Annotated in this window: 13 protein-coding genes; 5 read left to right on the top strand and 8 right to left on the bottom strand. The window is 68.6% G+C overall.

Translation table 11 applies throughout. The features are described 5' to 3' along the window. Positions 1–87: 87 nt before the first annotated feature. Complete coding sequence (locus tag AOP72_RS03120) at positions 88–3,435, bottom strand: ExeM/NucH family extracellular endonuclease (protein WP_062132242.1); 3,348 nt, start codon at positions 3,433–3,435, stop codon at positions 88–90. Between the two features lie 184 nt (positions 3,436–3,619). Here AOP72_RS03120 and AOP72_RS03115 point away from each other — a divergent pair, with 184 nt between their 5' ends. Continuing rightward, on the top strand, positions 3,620–4,447 hold the full coding sequence (locus AOP72_RS03115; protein ID WP_062132239.1) for an oxidoreductase: 828 nt from the start codon (positions 3,620–3,622) through the stop codon (positions 4,445–4,447). Here AOP72_RS03115 and AOP72_RS03110 read toward each other — a convergent pair whose 3' ends face one another. Next, positions 4,448–5,407 carry an electron transfer flavoprotein subunit alpha/FixB family protein gene (locus AOP72_RS03110; protein WP_062132236.1) on the bottom strand — a complete coding sequence of 320 codons (960 nt, stop codon included), beginning with the start codon at positions 5,405–5,407 and terminating at the stop codon, positions 4,448–4,450. Continuing rightward, positions 5,404–6,192, bottom strand: coding sequence for an electron transfer flavoprotein subunit beta/FixA family protein (locus AOP72_RS03105; protein ID WP_062132233.1), 789 nt, complete (start codon positions 6,190–6,192; stop codon positions 5,404–5,406). Before AOP72_RS03105 ends, AOP72_RS03110 begins: the two co-directional genes overlap by 4 nt. 188 nt (positions 6,193–6,380) lie before the next feature. On the opposite strand from AOP72_RS03105, the gene glgX reads away from it, so the two are divergent. Beyond that, entirely contained in the window at positions 6,381–8,519 is a 2,139-nt protein-coding gene (gene glgX, locus AOP72_RS03100; protein WP_062132230.1) for a glycogen debranching protein GlgX, read from the top strand. Positions 8,520–8,585: 66 nt separating this feature from the next. Here glgX and AOP72_RS03095 read toward each other — a convergent pair whose 3' ends face one another. From AOP72_RS03095 to AOP72_RS03075, 5 genes are all read right to left on the bottom strand, one after another. Further along, on the bottom strand, positions 8,586–11,996 hold the full coding sequence (locus AOP72_RS03095) for a glycosyl hydrolase 53 family protein (RefSeq protein WP_062132227.1): 3,411 nt from the start codon (positions 11,994–11,996) through the stop codon (positions 8,586–8,588). Between the two features lie 67 nt (positions 11,997–12,063). Continuing rightward, entirely contained in the window at positions 12,064–12,951 is an 888-nt protein-coding gene (locus tag AOP72_RS03090; protein WP_062132224.1) for a sugar ABC transporter permease, read from the bottom strand. Continuing rightward, positions 12,951–14,555, bottom strand: a complete 1,605-nt coding sequence (locus AOP72_RS03085; RefSeq protein ID WP_062132221.1) for an ABC transporter permease subunit — start codon at positions 14,553–14,555, stop codon at positions 12,951–12,953. The genes AOP72_RS03090 and AOP72_RS03085 overlap by 1 nt, the downstream gene beginning before the upstream one ends. 87 nt (positions 14,556–14,642) lie before the next feature. Then, positions 14,643–15,908: a sugar ABC transporter substrate-binding protein gene (locus tag AOP72_RS03080; RefSeq protein ID WP_062132218.1), complete on the bottom strand. Its 1,266-nt coding sequence runs from the start codon at positions 15,906–15,908 to the stop codon at positions 14,643–14,645. A gap of 165 nt (positions 15,909–16,073) precedes the next feature. Further along, positions 16,074–18,095, bottom strand: coding sequence for a beta-galactosidase (locus AOP72_RS03075; RefSeq protein ID WP_062132215.1), 2,022 nt, complete (start codon positions 18,093–18,095; stop codon positions 16,074–16,076). A gap of 301 nt (positions 18,096–18,396) precedes the next feature. Here AOP72_RS03075 and AOP72_RS03070 point away from each other — a divergent pair, with 301 nt between their 5' ends. The 3 genes from AOP72_RS03070 (at position 18,397) to glgB (ending at position 23,812) form a co-directional block, all read left to right on the top strand. Further along, a complete protein-coding gene (locus AOP72_RS03070; RefSeq protein ID WP_238581590.1) occupies positions 18,397–19,416 on the top strand; it encodes a LacI family DNA-binding transcriptional regulator in 1,020 nt (339 codons plus the stop codon). Positions 19,417–19,507: 91 nt separating this feature from the next. Beyond that, entirely contained in the window at positions 19,508–21,511 is a 2,004-nt protein-coding gene (locus AOP72_RS03065; protein WP_062132212.1) for an alpha-1,4-glucan--maltose-1-phosphate maltosyltransferase, read from the top strand. 132 nt (positions 21,512–21,643) lie between these two features. After that, the gene (gene glgB / locus AOP72_RS03060) at positions 21,644–23,812 is read left to right on the top strand and encodes a 1,4-alpha-glucan branching protein GlgB (protein ID WP_062132210.1); all 2,169 of its coding nucleotides are present in this window, start codon (positions 21,644–21,646) and stop codon (positions 23,810–23,812) included. Positions 23,813–23,820 lie beyond the last annotated feature (8 nt).

Genomic DNA, 23,820 nt, shown 5'->3' with positions numbered 1-23,820 from the left:
TGCGGCGCGGCCGCCCGGCCGGGAAGCGGGACAGCGCGACGGCCGATGCGCGGGTGAGCGCGCGTCGGCCGTCGCGTCGTCATGGCGCTAGGGGGTGACGGTGCAGGGAGTGCCGTTCAGCGTGAACTCGCCCACGTCGAGCGCTCCGCCACCGGTCGAGCCGGTGAACCCGACGGTGGTGTGCTTGCCCGGCTTGATCGTCCCGTTCCAGCTCATGGACGCCACGGACACGTCTGCGCCCGTCTGCGTCACCTGGCCGCCCCACAGGTTCGCCACCTGCTCGTCTCCGGCGAAGCTCCACGCCACGTCCCAGCCGTGGATCGGCTCGTCGCCGATGTTCGTCACCTCGACCTGCGAGATGAAGCCGCCCGGCCACTGCCCGTGAACCGTGTAGTCCACCTCGCAGATGGGGGTGGGCTCCGGTACGGGCTCGACGTCCACGTCACACGGCGATCCGTTGAGCGCGAACTCCGCGATGTCGAGCGCGCGGCCGCCAGTCGTTCCCACGAAGCCGAACGTGGTGCTCTTCCCAGGCCGGATGGTGCCGTTCCAGGACATGGACTCCACGGAGACGTCCGCTCCCGACTGGGTCACCTGACCGCCCCAGAGGTTGGACACCTGCTCGTCTCCAGCGAACGTCCACGCGACGTCCCAGCCGTCGATGGTCTCGTCCGAAGTGTTCGTCACCTCGACCTGCGAGATGAAGCCGCCCGTCCACTGCCCGTGGATCTCGTAGCTGATCTCACAGATCGGAGTGGGCTCCGGGCCGGAGTCGAGGTTCAGTCCCACCAGCACCGGATCGTGGTCCGAGGTGCGGTACCAGTCGGGCGAGTAGAGGGACTCGATCTGCGCCTCCGACTTGAAGTCGGTGTTGTAGTCCAGCACCGACGGCTCGTCGGCGTTGATGTTCACGTGAGCCGAACCCGTCACCTGGTCGGCCAGGCTCGAGGACGCGAACATGTAGTCCAGAGATCCCCACTGCCCGTCGAAGACGTAGCCGTAGCCGTCCGCCGCCATGTCCACGTAGCCGGCGTCGCGCAGCACGTCGATCGGGTCCTCCTGCGCGTAGGAGTTGAGGTCCCCGAGGATGAACACGTCCGGGTCCTCGACGCCGGTGGGCGACGTGGCCACCCAGTCCACGATGGCCTCGGCCGCGAGGGTGCGGGTCTCGTTCCAGCACGACGCACCGTCGCCCAGATCGGCGTTCGCGCCGGTGGCGGAGCCGCAGCCCTTCGACTTCCAGTGGTTCGCCACCACCGTGAAGGTCTCGCCGGTGGCGATCTCCTCGAACGTCTGGGCGAGCGCGGGGCGGTTGTTGTCGTCGTCGAATCGCGGGTCGACGCCGGAGTCCAGCACCGCGATCTCACCCTCCTCGACCACGGCCGTGGTGTCGTACAGCATCCCCACCCGGATCACGTCGGTGCCGATGACCCCGGAGTCGACGTACGAGTAGGTGCCCGCGCCGACCTCCGCGTTGAGAGCGTCGGCGAGGTAGGCCAGCGGCTCGGCCCCCGGCGTGTTCTCCATCTCCATGATGCCGATCACGTCAGCGTCCAGTTCCAGCATCGCCGCGACCAGCTTCTCGGTCTGGCGCTCCAGCTCCAGCTCCGAGTCCGCACCGCGGCAGAACTGCTCGAATCCGACCGGCCCGCAGATGGGACCGTCGCCGTCGATCGTGGTGAAGTAGTTGAGAACGTTGAAGCTCGCGACCTTGAGGCTGCCACCCACCTCGGGCGCGCTGGTGGGACGCGCGTTGTTCGACTCGAACACCGGGGCGTCGGCCGTCGGCGAGGCCGGGCGCACGCGCCAGGCGTTGCCCGAGGCCGAGTTGCCCGCCCAGGTGTAGGTCATGACGCCGGTGAGCCCGGTCACGGAGTCGCCGCCGCGCAGCGGGTTGTCCGCGGCCAACGGGTCTCCCGCTCCGCCGAAGATGATCGGGTCGGGGTTCTGACTGTTGAGGGTGTCATCGATCGTGATGCGGTTGAGGTCGTTCGCTGCCTGCACCTCGTTGGCCTCGGTGCCGGGCTCGGCGACCGTCGTGGGCTGGTCCAGCCGGTCCCCGCTCGACACGGTGATCTCACCGAACCGGCCGAGGAGGTAGAACTCGGTGACGAACAGCTCCTGGCTGAACTCGACCGCCATGCCCTCGTAGCGCTCCGCCTCCGCCGCATCGGCGAAGGGCAGCGAGACGGAGGCGGACGTGACGGATGCTCCGGTGTCGAGCACCTCGACGTCGGCGAAGCTCACCTGCGTCTGGCCCTGGTACTCGGAGACCTCGCCCGTGATCGAGACGACGTCGCCGAGGTCGACCTCGTCGGCGCCTGCGTTGAAGACGAAGATGCCCTCCGAGGTCGCGGGGTCGTCATCAGCGTCCTCATCGCGCGACTGCACGTAGAAGCCGCGAAGGTTCGGGCTCGCGCCCTCGTAGTCGCCCACGACGACTCCTTCGAACGTCACCGTCTGCCCGTCGAGCGGGGAGGTGTCGCCCTCGCCCTGGATCGTGCTGATGGTCACGGGGCCGTCCGAGATGGTGAACGTCACCGCGACATCCTCCAGCATGGCGTCCGGCGGGTCGTTCGTGTCCACGTCCGTGACGGCCGATGCGGCGACGGTCAGCACGCACTCCTCGCCCTCGACGAGCTCCGCGTCCGGCGTCAGCGTGAACGTGGTGGGGCCACCGTCGACCGTGAGCGCGAGCACTCCTGACTCCGTGCACTCCAGCGCGAAGGCGCCGTCGGCCACCACGGGCTCCGTGAACTCCACGTCGAGCGGCGCGGAGGGGCTGACCCCCAGCGCGCCGTCGGCGGGCGACGTGGAGGCGACCGCAGGGGCCGCGTCCTCGACGGGCCCGCCGTCGCAGGTGGTGGCGTGGGCGCCGAGGCCATCGACGGTGTTGACCGGCAGCACCTCCCACTCCTGCGCGGCGTCGAAGGCGGCGAACGGGTCGGTGTCGCCCGCGCACACGGTGGGGAGACGACGCAGGGTGTCGTCGGCGCCGCCGCCCGGCCATTCGGAGCCCGGATCCACCCCCACCTGACCAAAGGAGTCGACCACGGCATCGTCACGGAACAGCACCAGCGCGTCGTCTCCGTTGAACAGGCCCGCACCGCTCGTGAGGTCCGCCTCAGCGAGGATCGCGGGATCTGCGCTCGAGTGCGCCACGACGAAGACGTCGCCTGCGGCCACGCTCCCCGTGAGGTCGAGGTTCACCGACGCCGAGGTGTTGCCGTTCGAGTACTGGGTGAGCACGTAGGGCTCGAGGTCCACCGCCTCCCCCGTGCCGTTGTAGATCTCGACGGCCTTGTTGAAGCTCGACCCTTCGACGTACTCGGAGAGGAGCAGCTCGGTGGGGGTGTCCGCAGCGGAGGGAAGCGCCGTTGCGGCGGTCACCCCCAACGCGATCACGACAGCAGAAGCGGTGGTGCGACGACGCATGAATTCTCCCTGTTTATCCGGTTGACTCCACCGTAGGGACCGGCGTCGCGCCGCGCACGACGGACGGGGAAACTCTGGGTGAAGCCTGTGTGTCCACCGTGTTGCGCAAGGCGCGGGCCCCGGGTCCCGCTCGACGCGATGTCGCCCGCGATAGCGTGAGAGCAGGAACACTCGAGGAGGACTCATGGCCACCTGGTTCATCACCGGATGCTCGACGGGGATCGGCCGTGCCACGGCATGGGCCGCGGCAGACGCCGGCCACACCGTGGTCGCGACCGCGCGCCGACCCGAGACGCTGGACGACCTCGCAGCCGCGCATCCGGAGCGGGCCATCGTCCTCGCGCTGGACGTCACCGACCCCGCCGCCGTCGAGACGGCCGTCGCCGAGGCCGAGAGCCGCACCGGCGGCGTCGACGTCGTGGTCAACAACGCCGGGATCGGGTGCTTCGCCACGATCGAGGAGACGCCGCAGGCCGACGCGCGGGCGGTGATGGAGGCGAACTTCTGGGGAGCCGCCTCCGTCACCACCGCATTCCTGCCGCACTTGCGCGCGCGACGCGCTGGCCACATCATCACCATCTCGTCGATCGCAGGCGTGCGGGGATCCGCCGGTCTGGGCTACTACAGCGCGTCCAAGTGGGCCGTGTCCGGCTTCATGGAGTCGCTGTGCAAAGAGGTCGCCCACCTGGGGATCAAGGTCAGCATCGTCGAGCCCGGACCAGTCCTGTCGCAGTGGATCCCGTCAGGCGCCAAGGTCCACGACGGCCTGCCTGACTATGCGGAGGTCATGGAGCCGTATTGGCGGCGCATCGACGCTCTTCCCGGCAACCAGCCCGGCGACCCGCATGCGCTGGCACGGGTGATGCTGCAGATCTCCCAGATGGACGAGCCGCCGCTGCACCTGCTCGCGGGGCGCCACGCGATCACTCAAGGACGCGGCAAGGCCGAGGGTCTCGCGGCGGAGATCGACACGTGGGAGGATCTGGGGCTGTCGATCGACACCCGCGGCTGACTACTCGCCGCGGTGCGCCTTGATGGTCTCGATCGCCTGCGGGATCACGTCGAACAGGCTGCCCACCACGCCGAAGTCGCTGATCTCGAAGATCGGCGCATCGGGATCCATGTTGATCGCCACGATGGTGCCGGAGGCCTGCATGCCGCCACGGTGGTGCACCGCGCCAGAGATTCCGCACGCGACGTAGAGCGCCGGCGTCACCGTGGTGCCTGTCTGGCCCACCATGTGCTCGTGGCTGATCCAGCCCTCATCCGTCGCGTCGCGCGACGCTCCGACGGCGCCGCCCAGCACCCCGGCGAACTCCTCGATGAGCGTGTAGTCGCCGTTCGTGCCGCGCCCACCCGAGACCACCACGGGCGCCTCCGCGAGCGGGACGCCCTCGCCCTGATCCACGGGTTCCACCGCGACGATGCGCTCGCGAGTCTGCGGCAGCGTCGCCTCGACCTGGGTGAGGGTCGCAGCGCCAGGCGACTCCGCCGGAGTGGCCTGGGTGGTGTTCGGTCGCACGCCCACGATCGCACGGTCGGCGTCGATGCGGGTGCGGACGTTCCAGGTGGCGGCGAAGACGGTCTGGAAGGTCTCGATGTGGCCATCGACCCGCGACGCTCCAGCAGCGTCGACCACCACTCCGGCTCCGTTCAGGACGGCCAGGCGGGTCGCGATCTCCTTAGTGACGAAGGTCGAGATCACCACCAGCACCGGGGCATCCTCCGTCGCGGCGGCGATCGCGGCGGCGGCCTTGGCGGGCAGGCGCGCATCGTCGCCGATGCCCACCACCCGCACCTCAGCGGCCCCGTACTCGCCCAACTGAGCGACCGCATCGGCCGCAGGCGCATCCCCGAGCCACAAGGCGATCGGAGTGCCCAGCGAGCGGGCGAGCGTGAGCGCCTCGAGCGACGGCGGCGTGACCGCGCCATCGCGGTGCTCGATCAGGACGGCGACGGTGTCGGTGCTCATGCGAGGCCCTTCTCGATGAGGAACTCGGCCAGTTCGCGGCCACCCTCACCCTTGTCGGTGACGTGACGGCGGTTCTCGCGCGGAGGCCGCTCGGAGGCCTCCACCACGGTGGCACGGGCTGCATCGCCGCCGACGAGTGCGGGATCGATCCCGAGATCAGCGAGGGTCCACACCGGCACCTCGGCCTTGCGGGCCGCCATGATCAGTTTGAAGTTGGGGTAGCGGGGCTTGTTCGCCTCGTCGGTGACAGAGACGACCGCCGGCAGTGACGCCGCGACCGTCTCGTGCGCGTCGGGAAGGTGACGCTCGATCGTCGCCTCCCCATCGGCGACGCTGACGGCCGATGCGAGGGTGAGCTGGGACCAGTCCAGCTCGGCCGCGAGCGCGGTGGGCAGCATCGAGGTGAGTCCGTCGAGGGCGGCCATCCCGGTGACGACCATGTCGAGCGGTGCCTCGGCGTGCAGCTTCCGCACCGCTGCGGCGATGATCATCGCGGTGCCGAACACGTCGGAGCCGGCTATCCCAACGTCGCTCACGTGGATCGCGTGGTGGGCGCCCAGCTGAAGAGCCTTCCGCACGGCCGCGATCGCATCGGGCCCGCCGACGGTGAGCGCGTAGACCTCGCCCTCCCCTGCCGCCTCCACGAGCTGCAGGGCTGCTTCGACCGCGTGCTCGTCGAGCTCGTTCATGGATCCATCGTCGGCGGTCCGGGTGACCGTGCCGTCGGTGAACGATCGGTTCGACTGGAGGTCCGGGACGTGCTTGACAGTGACCAGGATGCGCATGGGCCAAGCCTAGCGGGGGGAGAGCCGTGCGCCGTCGGCGCGCTGGTCTCCGCGCGGGCGCGTGTGAGCGTCGAGGAGGCGGAATCCGGCACGAGCATGGTGGCAGTCCGGTGCGCGCCGCGACGGCGGCGCGAGACGCGAGGCGTCCCCGTCACCGCACGGACACACTCGGCAGGCACAATAGGACCATGTCCCGTGAAGGTGTTACCCCCTCCCCTACGCCGCACCGCCTTGGCGTCCACCTCGTTGAGGGTGGCGCGGTGGTCGGCGTGTACGCCGGCCACGCCACCGCAGTCGACCTGTGCCTGTTCGACGACGAGGGCACGGAGGAGCGCGTCGTTCTTCACGGCCCCAACGCAGGCGTCTGGCACGCGTTCGTCCCGGAGATCGCGGAAGGTCAGCTGTACGGCTTCCGGGCCGCCGGCCCGTGGCAGCCCACCAAAGGCCACCGCTACAACCCCGCGAAGCTCCTGCTCGACCCGTACGGACGCGGCATCGAGGGCGACTTCACCCCCATGAATGCCGAGGGCGCTCAGACGCTGCTGTCGAACCGCGACGCGACGGACACCGCCCCGTTGATGCCGCGCTCGGTGGTGACCGTGGAGCCCGGTGGGTCATGGCAGACCCCGCACCCGTGGGTGCCGTGGGAGGACACGGTCATCTACGAGCTGCACGTCAAGGGCTTCACCAAGCAGATGGAGGCCGTGCCGGAGGAGCTGCGCGGCACATACGCCGGCCTCGCGCACCCCGCCTCGGTCGAGTACCTGAAGTCGCTGGGCGTCACCACCATCGAGCTGCTGCCGGTGCACGCTTTCGCCTCCGAGCCCCACCTCGACCACAGCGGCCTGAGCAACTACTGGGGATATTCCACCGCAGGCTTCTTCGCCCCTCATGCCCCCTACGCCACCGCCGAAGCACGAGAGCGCGGCGCTCAGGGCGTGCTCGACGAGTTCGTGGGCATGGTCGACCTGCTTCACCAGGCCGGGCTCGAAGTCATTCTCGACGTGGTCTACAACCACACCGCGGAAGCAGGCTGGGGCGACCGCGTGCTGAGCTGGCGCGGCCTCGACAACCACGACTATTACAAGCACCAGCCGCACTCCCCCGGTCACTATGACGACACCACCGGCACCGGCAACACACTGGACTTCACGCACCCGCGCGTGGTCCAGATGGCCCTGGACTCGCTCAAGTTCTGGGTCGAAGAGGTGGGAGTCGACGGGTTCCGGTTCGATCTCGCGGTGACGCTGGGGCGCACCGGCCACGGCTTCTCGACGCGCCACCCGTTCCTGGTGGGCCTGACCATGGATCCCGTGCTCGGCGGCGTGAAGCTCATCGCCGAGCCATGGGACACGGGCCTGGGCGGGTGGCAGGTGGGCAACTTCCCGGCGCCCATGACCGAGTGGAATGACCGGTTCCGCGACCGCATCAGGTCGTTCTGGCTGACCGACACCGCCAAGGGCGGCCGGCACCACCCCACCGCTCCCGAACTCGCGACGAGGCTCGCCGGCTCCTCCGACCTGTTCGGCCACACCGAGCCGCCGCTCATGCGAGGGCCGCTCGCCTCGGTCAACTTCGTGACGTGCCACGACGGCTTCACTGCCCACGACCTCACCGCCTACAACGGCAAGCACAACGAGGCCAATCAGGAAGACAACCGCGACGGCACGGACAACAACAGGTCGTGGAACCACGGTTTCGAGGGCGCGACCGGCGACGAGGACATCCTCGCGCTGCGACGCCGGTCGATCCGCAACCTGCTGGGCACGACGCTCCTCTCGGCGGGAACGCCGATGCTGTTGGCAGGTGACGAGTTCGGCAACTCCCAGGGCGGCAACAACAACGCCTACTGCCAGGACAACGAGCTCTCCTGGCTGGACTGGGAGCACGCCCCGTGGCAGGAGGACCTGCGCGCCACCGTGGCTCACGTCGTGGGGCTCCGGCGCGCCCATCGGGTGCTGCGGCCCGCGACGTTCTACGAAGGGCGCGACCCCCGCCCCGACGACACCAACCCTCGCGCCGACTCGGCGTGGTTCGCTTCGTCGGGAGAGCCCGAGACCGAGGACTGGTGGGAGGACCCCGCCACCCGTGTCGTGCAGTTCATGAGATCCCTGTCCGACCTCGGCGAACCCGATGCTCTGCTCGTCATCAACGGCTGGCGTGATCCGGTGGATGTGACGATCCCGTTCGACGACGGCAAGCCGTGGCGACTCGTCTGGGACTCCGCGTGGGAGACCCCGGAGGGCGTCGAGGTCGAGGTGATCGCGCCCGGCCAGACGGAGACTCTCGAGGCGCTCACGGTGAGGCTGTATCTGTCCGAAGTGTGACCGGCACCCTCGAGACGGGTGTGGTGCGGCACACGCGCTGTGTGCCGCACCACACCCGGTCGGCCATCACTGCTCGGGCGCGACCTCACAGGCGGACCCGTTCATGGTGAACGCGTCAAGCGGCAGCGCGCCGCCCGAGCTCGCGCCGACGAAGCCGAACGTGATGCGCTCGCCCGGATCGATCGTGGAGTTCCACGGCAGGCTCGACACCGCGACACCGGCGCCATCCTGATCGACGTCGCCGCCCCACAGGTTCGCCACCCGCTCATCGCCGGCGAAGGTCCAGGACAGGTCCCAGCCGTCGATCGACTCGTCGGACACGTTCGTGATCCACACCTGGGAGATGAAGCCCCCCGGCCACTGGCCATGGACGGCGTAGTCGATCTCGCACATCGGACCGCGCACGGGGACAAGGCCGTCGACGGCAGCACGCACCTGCGCCGCCGCCGCGTCGACGACTGCCTTGGTCGCACTCGTGGCCGCCAGCACGATGCGGCCGCGCTCGGTTGCGAGCGCGAGCGCCGCGACCGACTCCGGGGTGTAGAGATCGGGGTCGAGCGCCTCCGCCTGAGCGATGGCATCCTCGAGCGCTGAGGCATCGGCGGCGTCAACTCCCACGGCCACCAACGAGAAGTCGTCGATGAAACCCCAGTCCCCGTCATCGGCGCTGCCGCGCACCCCGACCGTGGTCACGGCATCCTCGCTCACCGCGAACTCGATCGCCTGGCGGTCCCACGTGGGCCAGCCGGACAGTGTGAATGGTGCGGCGTGCTCCTCGCCGTCGACAGAGGCGACGAGCGTGACGGAGGCCGGACCGCCGGCGTCGCTGCCCCCCATCGCCGTCGCCTCGAGGCGGTACGTTCCCGCGGGCAGGTCGATCACCTGCGAGCCCGTGAACTCGTACGGCTCCGCCTGGACGTAGTAGTTCAGTGCGAACGCTCCCTCGTCGCCTTCCGATCCGGCCGCCGCTGTCACCCAGTAGCTGCCGTCGTCCGATGGCCACGGGTCAGCCACCAGGCTCCACGGCGAGACGTCGTCCACGCCGCTCTCGAAGCCCGCGTTGGCGATCCAGTTGCGTGTGGTCACCGTGATCTGAGCCGTCGCGTCCCAACCGTTCTCGGTCACGCCGGCCACGGCGTAGACGCCCGGTCCGGGAATCGCGTCCAGAACGTCGTCCCACACCACGGACTCCGTGGACGTGGAATCGTCGTAGGCGACCACCGTGACCGTGTCCGGAAGCGTGATCGCGTCACCGTCCACGACTACGACCTCCACCGGCGCGACCGTGGGATCAGGAATGGTGCCGTCCCCTTCCTCAAGCCCGTCGATCGCGGCCTGCAGTTGGGAGACAGCGCCGTCCACCGCCAGCTGGGACGGAGCCGGCGAGCCCAGGACAAATGACGCACGGCGCAGTCCCCGGTCGAGGCTCAGCAACGAGACGGCGGAGTATGTGTCGCGATCGACGGCCTCGGCCTGGTCGACCAGTGCCTCGAGCGCACCCGTGTCAGCGTCGGGCAGCTCCGCGCCCAGGACGAAGGACACGTCGTCGAGCGTGCCCCACGCGCCAGCGCTGAGGTCCCACTCGATCCAGACGTCCACGGTGCCGCCGTCGGAGACGGAGAGCAGAGACGTCGTGGGGTTCTGCCAGACCTCGTAGCCCTCGAGAGTCGCCGCGGCGGACACCGTGCTGATGCCGTGCTGCGCGTACAGCGTCACCGCATCGTCGGGGCCGGCCCCGCCACCCTGCAGGAACGCCGAGAGACGGTACGTGCCCGCGGGCACGTCGGTGAGAGTCTGGGCGATCTCGAAAGAGTTCGCACTCCCGCTGTACCAGTGCGTCGACTGCGTGCCGGTGTAGGGGTCCTCCGCCCGACCAATGGTGAAGCCCGAACCGGTGCCTTCCCACATCGACACGTCAGCGTCCTCGAAGCCGCCGTTGACGACGAGGTTCTCCCCCGTCGTCTCCGACGAGAGCACCTCGACGGTGGCAGTCACCTCAGTGCCGTCGCTCGTGGCGCCGACCACCGTGTAGAGGCCGGGGCCGGCGATCCACGTGGCGTCGGCCGACCACGTGACCGGGGCTGCCTCGGACGTGCCGTCCGTGTAGCGCACGGTCACGGAGCTGGGAAGCGCGACCGCCTCGTCGTCGAAGACCGTGATCGACGGGGACGACACGGAGTCGACCTCACGCGGCGCGACGGATCCCGTCACGGCGTAGTCGTAGACCTTCAGCGACTCGAGCGGGCGCCCGTCGAAGTCGAACAACGCCTGGTTGTCCCACGAGCTGCCGCCGTAGTAGACGCCCGCATCGGCCGGGTCGTACTCGCCCGCGTAGCTCGATGCCCAGCCGGAGCCGTACTGCTCCCACAGCACCTGGTTGGACTCGAGCTGGTCCGGCGTCCCCACCGGAAGCCAGGCGGGCTCCCAATAGAAGGTGCCGATGCCACGACCGTTCTCCACGTTCGCGACGGCCTGCATCACGTCCCGGATGGCGAGGGCCTGGCCCTGGACCGAGATCGAGTACTGGTCGTACGGGGTGCGGACCGTGTTCTGGTGGCCGTCCCCGTCCTCGAGCGTGTAGGCCCACGACACCTCGGCAACGGCGACATCCTTGTCGTACGTCTGGGCGATGGTGTTCAGGCTGCCCGTGAGGTCCTCGAGCGATCCGTGCCAGAAGGGGTAGTACGAACTGAGGAAGACGTCATAGTCCACGCCTCGCTCGTCGAGCGCCGCAGCGAACGACGGGTGGTTGCCCCGCTCGGGGTTGGTGAAGTGCACCGCGACCTGAGCGTCCGGCACCACCTCGCGGACCGCGGCGGATCCGGCGCTCACCACGGTGGCGAAGTCGTCCCAACCGCCCACCTCGACGATCTGCTCGCTGGCGTTCGGCGTCGTCTCGTTGCCGATCTGCACCATGCCGATGTCCACGCCTGCGTCGTCCATCTGCTGAAGAGTGGCGGCGGTGTAGGCACGCACGGCTACGGCCCGCTCGGCGACCGTGTCGAGATCCTTCCAGGCCTTGGGCAGCTGCTGCTGTCCGGGGTGCGCCCAGAAGTCGGAGTAGTGGAAGTTCACGAGCACGCGCATGCCCGCCGCCGTCGCGCGCTCGGCGATCTCCGTCGCGCGGTCGGCGTCCGTGTTGCCGCCGCCGTAGCCGTTGCCATCGGCCGTCCACGGGTCGTTCCACACACGTACGCGCACCCAGTTCACGCCATGGTCGGCGAGCACCTCGAACAGGTCCGCCTCGGCGCCTGAATCGTCGCGGAAGACCACGCCCGACTCCTCGAGGGAGAGCACCGACGAGACGTCGACGCCGTTGATCCACCCCTCACCCATGCCCTCGACCTTGGGGACGGTGATCCCCGCATCGACGGGCCCGTCCTCGGCTGCCGATGCTGTGGTCACCAGTCCGGTGACGACGAGTGCAGAGGCGGCCGCCGCGGCCGTGACCGCTCCCAGTCTGCGTCGCAGTGTCATGTGATTGTCCTTTCGATCGTCATTGATCTCCGAGATGCCGCCCTCCGACGGAGGGCGTGAGGGGCTCCTAGCCCTTGACCGAGCCGGACGACAGTCCGCCCACGATGAAGCGCTGGAGCGACAGGAACAGCACCAGCACGGGGATCGCGGCGATCACCGCACCAGCGGCGAACAGGCCCCAGTTGCTGGTCAGCTGGTTCGACACCCACTGGTACATGCCGACGGCCAGCGTCCATTGATCCTCGGACACGAGCACGATCCTCGCCAGGATGAAGTCGCCGAACGCCGAGATGAAGGCGAGCAGCCCCACCACGGCGAGGATCGGGGTGACCAGGGGCATGATGAGCTGCCAGTAGATCTGCGAATGGGTCGCGCCGTCGATCTTGGCCGCCTCGTCGATCTCGACGGGGATCGAGTTGAAGAAGCCGTACATGAGGAACGTGTTGGCGCCCAGCGCACCGCCCAGGTACACGCAGATCAGCGCGATCTTCGAGTTGATGCCGAGCGCCGGCGCGACGTTGCCGAGCGCAGTCAGCAGCAGGAACACCGCGATGAAGGCGACCGTCTGCGGGAACATCTGGATGATCAGCAGCGACGTCAGCCCGGGGCGTCGTCCCTTGAAGCGGAAGCGTGAGAAGGCGTACGCGGCCGCCGCGCCCATGATCACGGCTCCGAACGAGGACGCGCCGCCCACGATCAGGGTGTTGGCGACCCACGACCAATAGGACGTGTCGCCGAGCGCGGCGAAGTTCGAGAACGAGACGTCGCTGAACAGCGCACCGCCGCTCGACAGCGTGCCCGAATCGGACAGCGCCGCCGAGAGCACGTAGACCAGCGGGAAGATCGAGTAGAAGATGATGACGGCCGCGACCGGGTACTTCCAGCCGAGCTCTCCCCACCACCGGGATCGGCGGGTCGGGGTGTGACGCGGGGCGACGGCGTTGTGAGCAGACATCACTGGATCTCCTCGAGCTTGCGGGTCTGGCGGAAGGCGATCGCAGAGATGACGCCCACGACGATGAAGACCACGATCGACAATGCCGATGCGAGCCCGTAGTTGGCCACGCCTCCGTCAACGCCGGAGATGCTGTAGATCGCGGAGATGAGGATGTCCGAGGATCCGAGCCCGCTCGTGCCCGGGAACGGTGGGCCGCCCTCGGTCAGCATGTAGATGATCGTGAAGTTGTTGAAGTTGAAGGCGAAGGAGGCGATGGCGAGGGGCGCCGTCGAGACCATCAGGAGCGGCAGCGTGATGGACCTGAACTGGCGCCAGCGGCCGGCGCCGTCGATGCGGGCGGCCTCCGTGATGTCACCCGGCAGCGCCTGGAGCGCTCCGGTGCAGACCAGGAACCAGTACGGGTAGCTCAGCCACAGGTTGACCCACAGGATCACCACCTTGGCCAGCAGCGGGTCGCCGAGCCAGTTGATGTCCATCCCGAAGAAGAACCAGTCGTTGATGATGCCGAACTCGCGGTTGAACATTCCGCGCCACAGGAGTGCGGACATGAACGCGGGGAACGCGTACGGGAGGATGAACAGCGTCCTCAGCGTGCGCCGGGCGCGAATGCGGGGATCGTTGTAGATGATCGCAAACAGCAGGCCCAGGCCAAACGACGTGAGCACCGTCAGGATCGCGAACGCGAACGTCCACACGGTGACCTTGGCGAGCGGCCCGGACAGGTTCGTGTCGGTCACGGCGTCGACGAAGTTGTCGAAGCCCACGGTGACGACCCAGCCGGCGGGCAGCGAGCTGCCGTCCGCGGCGACGAAGTTGCCGGTGTCGGTGGCCTCGTAGACGGTCCCGGTCTCGCTGTCGGTCAAGGTACGGGCGTCGGGGTCCCAGTCGAGCGAGGAGCTGTAGATCGCGCCAGACGACCCGTCTCGGGTGCGGATCGACCCGGATTCGGCGTCGTCGGACACCGGGACGCGCAGCGCGACGACCTGGTTCTGCAGGTCCTGGTCGGTGAACAGCGCCGAGCGGGGAACGATCTCCCACCCCTCGACCTCGACCGGCGTGCCGGCGTCGTCCACGACCGCACCGCCCACGGGCTCGAGGGGCTGCGTCTCGGTGCCGACGCTCACCTCACCGTCGGCGTTGATCGCGAAGCCGATCTCGTCGCCGTTGTCGACGACGGCCAGCGGGTAGGTGGGCGACCCCTCGACGCGCTGCTCGTCCTGAATCAGCGCGGCATCGACCGCCTGCTGCATCGAGCCGGCGTGCCCGGTGCCGTAGTTGGTGAAGGCGACGTAGCCGGTGTATCCGAGCACGAACACCTGGAAGACCAGGAGAAAGACCAGTCCAGGGAAGATGTACTTGAGCGGCAGGGTGCGCTTCATGAAGTAGATGACGTCCGCGGCGATCAGCAGCGTTGTCGAGGCGGCGAGGATCCCCCACGCCTCAACGTTGAGAGCGGCGAAGATGATGCTCAGCCCCAGCGCGTTGACCAGCGCCATCATGAGGAGCTTCGCCACGAAGCCCCACCCGACGCCGCGCCAGCCGCGCGCGTGCGACTCCCGCAGGTCGGGCTCCTGGCGCGGGGCGCCGGTCTCGACGGTCATGAGTGCTCCTGTCGTGTTCTTGCAGTCAACCAGGGAACCGGTCGCGAGGGCGGAGATCCGCCCTCGCGACCGGGCCGTGCAATGGTGCTAGCCGATGCTCGCTTCGAGTTCGGCAACCATGTCGTTCCAGGTCGACACGGGGTCAGCACCCGTGATGATCTGAATCTCTGCGGCGTTCCACAGCTCCCATACGTTGCCCATCTCGGGGATGGACGGCATCGGGACGCCAGCCGACGCCGACTCGACGAAGCCGGCCGTGATCGGGTCGGCGGAGACCTCCTCTGCCAGCGCGCTCAGCGCGGGCAGGCGGGGGTCGGCCTCATAGAGGGTGCGCTGGGCGTCCTCGGTGGCCATGTAGTTGGTCAGGAACTCGTTCGCCAGCAGCGCGTTCTCACTCTGTGCACTGAGGTAGAAGCCCTGTACTCCCACGAAGGGCGCGGCGGTCTCGCCACCGGCAGAGACCATCGGCGAGACGACGAGGTTCATGTCGCCCTCATCGAAGAACGGCATCCACGGACCCTGCAGGATGAACGGCGACTCGCCGCTCGCGAACAGCTGGTTCGAGGTGTCGTAGTCGATCGTGTCGGAGAACACGCCGGTGCCGGCCGAGCCGTTGTCGTACAGGAACTGCGCGAAGGCCTCTCCAGCCTCGCCGCCCATGCCGACCTCGGTGGTGTACGAGCCCGACTCGTCCTGAACGAACACAGGCGCACCGAAAGAGGTCTGCAGCGGGTAGGCGCTGTAGCCGTCACCGGCGGTGCCGTTGGTGAACAGGATGAACGGACGGTCCTCGAAGCCCGCCTCGTTGGACATCTCGATCAACTCGTCCCAGGTGGTCGGCGCCGTGTCGCCCACCAGGTCGGCATTCTGGATGAGCGCGATCGCCTCGGTCGAGTACGGCAGGCCGTAGAGCTGGCCGTCGTAGGTCATCGCGTCGAGAGCGACCTGCTGGAATTCGGCCGCCTTGTCGCCGATGTCCACGGTGTCCACGACGCCTGCGGTCACGAGCGCGCCCAGCCAGTCGTGGGCACCGACGGTGATGTCGGGGCCTTCGCCCGTGGGAACCTGCGCGATGAAGTCGTTGCGGAGGTCCTCGAAGTTCTTCTGGACCAGCGTCACCGTGGCGCCCGTGTCGGCCTCGAACTGCTCGGCCGCAGTCGCCAGCGCCTCTTCGCGCTCGGCGTCCGTCCAGATGACGAGCTCAGCGCCGGTGCCGTCGATGGCGGGCGCCTCGGACTCTGCGGCGTCGGGACCAGCCGACGTCTCGGCGGGCTCGGCGTCTCCTGAACTGCAACCGGCGACGAGCGCAGCGGTCGCCGCGAATGCGGCTCCCCATGCAATCTGCTTGCGCATGATGTTTCCTTCCGAAAGTGGGCCGCATCGCGCCTCTCGGGCGAGATCGCGTCGGTGCGACCGCTGGTGTGGTGCGACATCGCCGTCAGTGGCGCTGCCGCGTCGATGGTGTGGAGGTTTCTGAGGTGGATCGGCGGCGCAGGTGCCGCCGGGTGGGAGCGGACGTCAGCGACCACCCCCCTCTCGAGCGTGCGAGGTCCGCACGACGGCGACGTCGCCGGCCTGCAGCTCAAGTCTTCCGTCGACCCTGGCACCGGTGATGAGGTCGGTGCCACGGATCGGTAGATCAGCGTGCGTCTCGCCGTGGTTGACCGCGATGACGTAGTCGAAGGCGTCGCCGTGGCGCGTGACGACCTCGACATCGTTCGGCGTGCCAGGCGGGGTGATGCCCGCGTCCGCGTAGACATCTGCCATCACGGTCGCGAGCGCGTCCGCGCTCAGTCGGGTGCCGACGTACCAGCCGTGACCGTCGCCGTGCGAGTGCCGGGTGATCGCAGGCAGGCCCGCGCCGGGTCCGTCGACGAACGTCGCACGCACGTCTGCCCCCGCGAGCGTCATGTCCTCGGCCCACACGTCGGCGGCCAGGGACTGCTCCCCGTAGGACACAGTCATCTCTCGCCCGGCGCGCAGCGGCAGGTACTCCTCCACCGCCACCCCGAGCACGTCGCGCAGCGGCGCCCCGAAGCCGCCCTCGTGGACCGCATCGTGCTCGTCGACCACGCCCGCGAAGCACGAGACTAGCAGCGTGCCGCCGTTCGCGACATAGCGTGTGAGGTTCTCCCCGGCGGATGCGGTGAGCAGGTAGGACGCGGGCGCCACCACGAGCTTGTAGCCGCTGAGATCGTGCTCAGGGTGCGCGAAGTCGATGGTGACGTTGTCACGCCACAGCCTCTCGTAGTAGGCCCGCATGCGCTCCCGGAACTGGAGGTCGTCCGACGGGCGCCACTCAAGGTCCTGCGCCCACAGCGAGTCCCAGTCGTACAGCACCGCGACATCGGCCTTGACGGTGCTGCCACGGAGTTCAGCGAGGCCCTTCAGGTGGGCGCCGAGCTGCGTCACCTCGCGGAAGACGCGAGAGTCAGGGCCCGCGTGCGGCACCATCGCGGAGTGGAACTTCTCCGCGCCGGAGCGCGATGCCCGCCACTGGAAGAACATGATGGCGTCCGCGCCGCGCCCCAGGTGGGTGAGCGCGTTGCGACGCATCTCTCCCGGGCGCTTGGCGACGTTGCGCCCCTGCCAGTTGACGGCCGACGTGGAGTGCTCCATCAGGATCCACGGGCGACCCCGGCCCACGGAGCGCGTGAGGTCAGCCGCGAGCGCGAGCCCGATGTGCGAGTCCTCGTCCGGAGCCCAGAGGTAGTGGTCGTCGGAGACGACGTCCATCTCCTCGGCCCACTTCCACAGGTCCGTGTTCCAGGACTGGTGGGCCATGAGGTTGGTCGTGATCGGCTGGGTGGCGTGAGCCCGGATGGCGTCCCGCTCGATGCGGAAGCACTCGCGGAGCTGGTCGTCGGTGAATCGCGCCCAGTCCAGCTTCATCGCCGGGTTGGCGACGGACGGCATCGCGGCCGGTGCCACCACGTGCTCCCAGTCGTCGTAGTGCTGACCCCAGAAGGCGGTGCCCCAGGCACCGTTGAGTGCCTCGAGGGTGCTGTAGCGGTGCTGCAGCCAGCGTTGCCACGAGGCGACGGCGCGGGGCGAGAAGTCCTCGCCCACGGGCACGCCGTACTCGTTGTGGACGTGCCACATCACGACGGCGGGATGGTCGGCGTAGCGCGTCGCAAGCTGGGTCGCCAGGCGCTCGATCGCGGCGCGATACTCCGGGGATGCGTGAGACGCCATCCCGCGAGAGCCGAACCCCATGACGGTGCCGTCCTCGGCGACCACGCGAGCGTCGGGGTAGGCGTGGAAGAACCACGCGGGCGGCGACACGCTCGGCGTACCGAGGTCGGCGGCGATCCCGTTGGCGTGGAGCAGGTCCAGGAGTTCGTCCATCCACGCGAAGTCGTAGAGGCCCTCCTTGGGCTCGAGCAGAGCCCACGAGAAGATGCCGACGCTCACCAGATTCACTCCGGCCTCGCGCATGAGCGCGACGTCCTCGTCCCACACCTCGCGGGGCCACTGCTCGGGGTTGTAGTCGCCCCCATACGCAATGCCTTCGAGTGCGGGCCAAGCAGACTGCGACATGACGCTCCGTTGAGTCAGGCGGCGTGAGCCGCATGCGAATGGCCACCCCTGACGAAACTGTGACCGGTCCCAGTCTTACGCCCCGCCCGCCAGGAATGCAAACTCCAACGATCGATCGTGACCCAACTGTGACGGACCATCCGTCCGGTGATGGAAACGCTTACATTGTGCGATCACGCTCGCTCCGGCGCAAATCCCCGCCCGTTGTCGTCCCGAACCGTCACCGCTTGCACAGATGCGTGAGAGCCCGTCGGTGCCGTCGCACCCAACAGGGCTAGGCTCAGGCGTCGTGGAGACCGAGATGACGCAGATGACGAACACGGGGCGGCGCAAGCCGACCATCCGTGACGTCGCCGCGGCTGCCGGGGTCTCTCGCGGCACTGTCTCGCGGGTCCTCAACGGCGGGCACTGGGTGTCCCCCGAGGCGCGCACCGCCGTCGAGCAGGCAATCCAGAGCACCGGATACTACGCCAACCACCACGCCCGCTCCCTCGCGACCGGTCGCGCCAACTCGGTCGCGTTCCTCCTCACCGAGGAGCACCAGCTGCTCTTCGACGACCCCACGTTCCCGCTGCTCCTTCGCGGGGCCGCCGAGGCGCTGGCACAGCGACACAAGACGCTGGTGCTGCTCGTCGCGGGAACGCCAGAGGAGCGGGAGAACGTCGCGCAGTTCGTAGGCGCGGGTCACGTCGATGGGGTGCTGCTGATCTCCTCCCACGAGCGCGATCCCCTGCTCGAGTCCCTGCTTGCCTCTGGCGTGCCCACGGTCGCCTGCGGAATCCCGCTCGGGCACCAGGCTGAGATCACCACGGTGTCGGTGGACGAGGTCGGCTCCGCCCGCACTGCGACGCGGCACCTGATGGACCTGGGCCGCACCCGCGTCGCCATGATCACCGGTCCGCCCGACACCCCGGGTGGTCGGTTCCGTGTGGTGGGATTCCGGGAGGAGCTCGGAGACGGGTTCGACCCTGCGCTCGTCGAGGAGGGCGACTACTCCCGCCAGTCAGGGGCCGATGCGATGGCCCGGCTGCTCGAGCGTGCGCCCGACATCGACGCCGTCTTCGCCGCCTCCGACCGTATGGCGGCGGGCGCGATCGCCACTGTTCGTGCCGCGGGCCGCGCGGTTCCTCAGGACGTCGCGGTGGTCGGGTTCGACGACTCCGGCCTCGCGGCCACGCTCGATCCCCCGCTCACGACCATGCGGCAACCGTTCGGCGAGATCAGTTCGACCATGGTCGAACTGCTTCTCGAGCTGGTCGAGGGCCGCTCGGCGGAATCGGCGACCCTGCCCACCGAGCTGATCGTTCGGGGCACGGCCTAAGCGTTCCGGTCCCCCCGCATCGGCCGCCTCCCGCCCTGCCGAACCGGGCGAGGCGCTACCGGCCACCGCCATCAGCCGGTAGGTTCGATACATGTCGTTCCATGGAGAGCAATCCGTTGGACGCATCCCGATTGTCGGGGTGGGTCCCTCGCTCGAAGAGGGTCGTTGGCCGGCCCGCGCCGTCGTGGGGGAGGCGGTTCCCATCTGGGCGACCATCTTCCGCGAGGGCCACGACGCTGAGGGTGCGACCGTCGTCGTCACGCGACCGGACGGCAAGCGCGACGTCCTCCCGATGCCGTGCACGGATTGGGGCAACTCACTCTACGAGGCCGCCTGGATCCCCAAGCTCGAGGGACACCACACCTTCCATGTCGAGGCGTGGTCAGACCCGTACTCCACCTGGGCGCACGCTGCCGAAGTCAAGGTCAGGGCTGGCGTCGACGTGCAGCTCATGCTCGACGACGGCGTCACCGTCCTCAGCCGCGCCCTCAAGGAAGTGCGCCGCACCGCCGCGGGCAAGGCGCTCCTGACCGCTGCGATCGCCACCTTGAACGACCACTCGCTGGAGCCCGAGGACCGGCTCGCCCCCGCGATCAGTGAGGACGTCACGGATGAGCTCACCGCTCGGCCCTTGCGCGAGTGGGTGACGCCCTCCGCCGTCTACCCCCTGCTGATCCAGCGCGAGAAGGCGCTGATCTCCGCCTGGTACGAGATCTTCCCCAGGTCCGAGGGCGCACGGTACGTCAAGAAGACGGGCGAATGGCGGTCCGGCACGTTCGCCACGGCCGCGAAGCGACTGCCCGGCATCGCCGACATGGGCTTCGACGTGGTCTACCTCACCCCTATCCACCCCATCGGCGACACCCACCGCAAGGGCCGCAACAACTCGCTCAAGGCCGAGCCCGGAGACCCCGGGAGCCCGTACGCGATCGGCTCCGCAGACGGCGGCCACGACGCGATCCACACCGACCTCGGGACGATGCGCTCGTTCAAGGCCTTCGTGGCGCGCGCCCGGGAGCTCGGCCTCGAGGTGGCCCTCGATCTCGCCCTTCAGTGCTCGCCCGACCACCCCTGGGTGACGGAGCACCCCGAGTGGTTCACCACCCGCACGGACGGCACGATCGCGTACGCGGAGAATCCTCCCAAGAAATACCAGGACATCTACCCGCTCAACTTCGACAACGACCCCGAGGGCATCTACCAGGCCGTGCGGGACGTGGTCCAGGTCTGGATCGATGCCGGTGTCACGCTGTTCCGCGTCGACAACCCGCACACGAAGCCCCTGACCTTCTGGGAACGACTGCTCACGGACATCGCACGCAGGCATCCTGAGGTCATCTTCCTGTCGGAGGCCTTCACACGGCCGGCGATGATGCACACGCTCGCGCGCATCGGCTTCCATCAGTCGTACACGTACTTCACCTGGCGCCAGAGCGCGACGGAGATGGGCGAGTACCTCGAGGAGGTGTCTGACCGCGAGTCGTCGTTCTACATGCGGCCCAACTTCTGGCCCACGACGCATGACATCCTCACCTCCGACATGCAGGTCGGCGGCGCTCCGCTGTTCAAGGCCAGGGCGGTGCTCGCGGCCACCGGGTCGCCGAGCTACGGCATCTACACCGGATACGAGTTCGTCGAGAACGTGCCGCGCCCCGGCGTCGAGGAGCAGATCGACAACGAGAAGTACGAGTACAAGCCCCGAGACTGGGCCGCTGCGGACCGCTACGGCGTCCAGGACGTGCTGACCCGCCTCAACACTGCGCGTGCGCGTCACGTGGCGCTGCGCCGACTGCGCGGGCTGACGCTGCACTCGAGTTCGAACAGCGACATCCTGTGCTTCTCCCGGCACGTCCCCGCCGCCGAGTCCCCCACGGGCAAGGCCGACACGGTGATCGTGGCCGTCAGCCTCGACCCGCACGTGGTGCGCGACGCGATCATCACGCTCGACATGGCGGCGCTCGACCTCACGGACGATGCCCGGATGGTGGTCGACGACGCGCTGACCGATGCCACCTACACCTGGGGCAAGGAGTTCTACGTGCGATTCGACCCCGCGGTCACCATGGCTCACGTCGCCGGGGTGCGCGGGCTGTGACGGGCATGCACCACGACGGTTCTCGCAAGGACGCTAGGGTGAGTGGAACGAGTGTGAACTCTTCCCTGCTACACGGGGCGACGGCGACCACCCGGCGCCGCGCGGCTACAGATGACAGGCTGGTGATGAGCGATGGCTGCACATGACATCGATAGGGCCGCGCTCGCCGAGATCGCGGCAGGCACCCACCACGAGCCCCACGCGGTGCTTGGCCCGCACGTCGGTGCGGAGGGGGTCACGGTCCGCGTGCTCCGGCCGCTCGCCAGCAAGGTTTCGATCGAGACTCTCGACGGCTCCTTCGATGCGGTGCACGAGTACGAAGGCGTGTGGTGTGCGGAGCTCCCGGGAGACGAGGCACCCGACTATCGCGTGCACGTCACCTACGCCGACGAGCCCCTGGTGCAGGACGACCCGTACCGATTCCTCCCTGTTCCGGGAGAGCTCGACCAGCACCTGTTCCGGGAGGGCCGTCACGAGCGCCTGTGGGACGTGCTCGGCGCGAACGTCAAGCGATTCCCGTCGGTGCTCGGCGATGTCACCGGCACCTCCTTCGTGGTGTGGGCGCCCAACGCGCGTGCGGTACGCGTCGTCGGCGAGTTCAACAGCTGGAACGGTGTCACCCATGCGATGCGCTCGTTGGGGTCGACTGGTCTGTGGGAGCTGTTCATCCCCGGAGTCGGCGACGGCACCAAGTACAAGTTTGAGATCCTCGGCAGAGACGGCCACTGGAAGCAGAAGGCCGATCCGATGGCGCGGTGCACCGAAGTGCCGCCCAAGACCGCATCGGTCGTCACCGAGTCCTCGTACGAGTGGCGAGACGCCGACTGGATGGCCAAGCGCGCGAACTCGGAGCCGCACCGCGCCCCGATGAGCGTGTACGAGGTCCACCTCGGATCGTGGCGCCAGGGGCTCGGATACCGCGAACTCGCCCGCGAACTCGTGGAGTACGTCTCGGACATGGGCTTCACGCACATCGAGCTGATGCCCGTGATGGAGCATCCGTTCGGAGGCTCCTGGGGCTACCAGGTCACGTCGTACTACGCGCCCACGTCGCGGTTCGGCTCCCCAGACGAGCTGCGCCACCTCATCGACGAGCTTCACCAGGCGGGCATCGGGGTGCTGCTGGACTGGGTTCCCGGTCACTTTCCCAAGGATGAATGGGCGCTGGGCCGGTTCGACGGCACTCCGCTCTACGAGCACCCCGACCCGCTGCGCGGAGAGCAGCCCGACTGGGGGACGTTCATCTTCGACTTCGGCCGGCGCGAGGTGCGCAACTTCCTGGTCGCCAACGCGCTGTACTGGCTGCAGGAGTTCCATGCCGACGGCCTGCGGGTCGACGCGGTCGCCTCGATGCTCTACCTCGACTACTCGCGCAGTGCCGGGCAGTGGCGACCCAACATCCACGGCGGGCGCGAGAACCTCGACGCCATCGCCTTCCTGCAGGAGACCAACGCCACCGCATACCGGTCAAGCCCCGGCATCGTGATGGTGGCCGAGGAGTCGACCGCGTGGCCGGGTGTCACGGCGCCCACCTCTGGCGGCGGGCTCGGCTTCGGCCTCAAGTGGAACATGGGCTGGATGAACGACACCTTGCGCTACCTGCGCGAGGACACCGTGAATCGCTCGTACCACCACCACACCATCACGTTCTCGCTGATGTATGCCTTCTCCGAGCAGTTCATGCTGCCTCTGAGTCACGACGAGGTCGTGCACGGCAAGGGATCGTTGCTGACCCGCATGCCCGGCGACCATTGGCAGCGGGTGGCCGGCATCAGGGCGCTGTTCGCGTACCAGTGGACGCACCCCGGCAAGCAGTTGATCTTCATGGGCGATGAGTTCGGTCAGGAGGCCGAGTGGTCCGAGGGCCGCTCGCTCGACTGGTGGCACCTCGACGACCACCTGCACGCGGGCCTCAAGGACCTGGTGCGCGACCTCAACCGGCTCTACAAGGAGGTGCCGGCGCTCTGGGAGCGCGACGCGGACCCCCAGGGCTTCACGTGGATCGACGCGGACGACACGGATCGAAACCTGATCGCGTTCCTGCGGTGGGACAGCCGCGGCGAGCCGGTGGCCGTGGTCATCAACTTTGCGGGCGTCCCTCACGAGCGCTACCGACTGGGCCTGCCCTCTGGCGGCGTCTGGGAAGAGGTGCTGAACACCGACGCGGAGGCGTACGGGGGCTCCGGCGTGGTCAACGTCGGCGACGTGAAGGCTGCCGACAAGCAGCACGGCACGTGGGAGCACTGCGCCGAACTGCGGATCCCGCCGCTTGGCGCCGTGGTGCTCCGCCAGCGCCGCTGACAGCACGA

The sequence above is a fragment of the Demequina aestuarii genome (assembly GCF_000975095.1).
Lineage (GTDB): Bacteria > Actinomycetota > Actinomycetes > Actinomycetales > Demequinaceae > Demequina > Demequina aestuarii.
The sequence above is the reverse complement of the archived record's forward strand: the minus strand, read 5'-3'. Positions and strand labels throughout refer to the sequence as shown.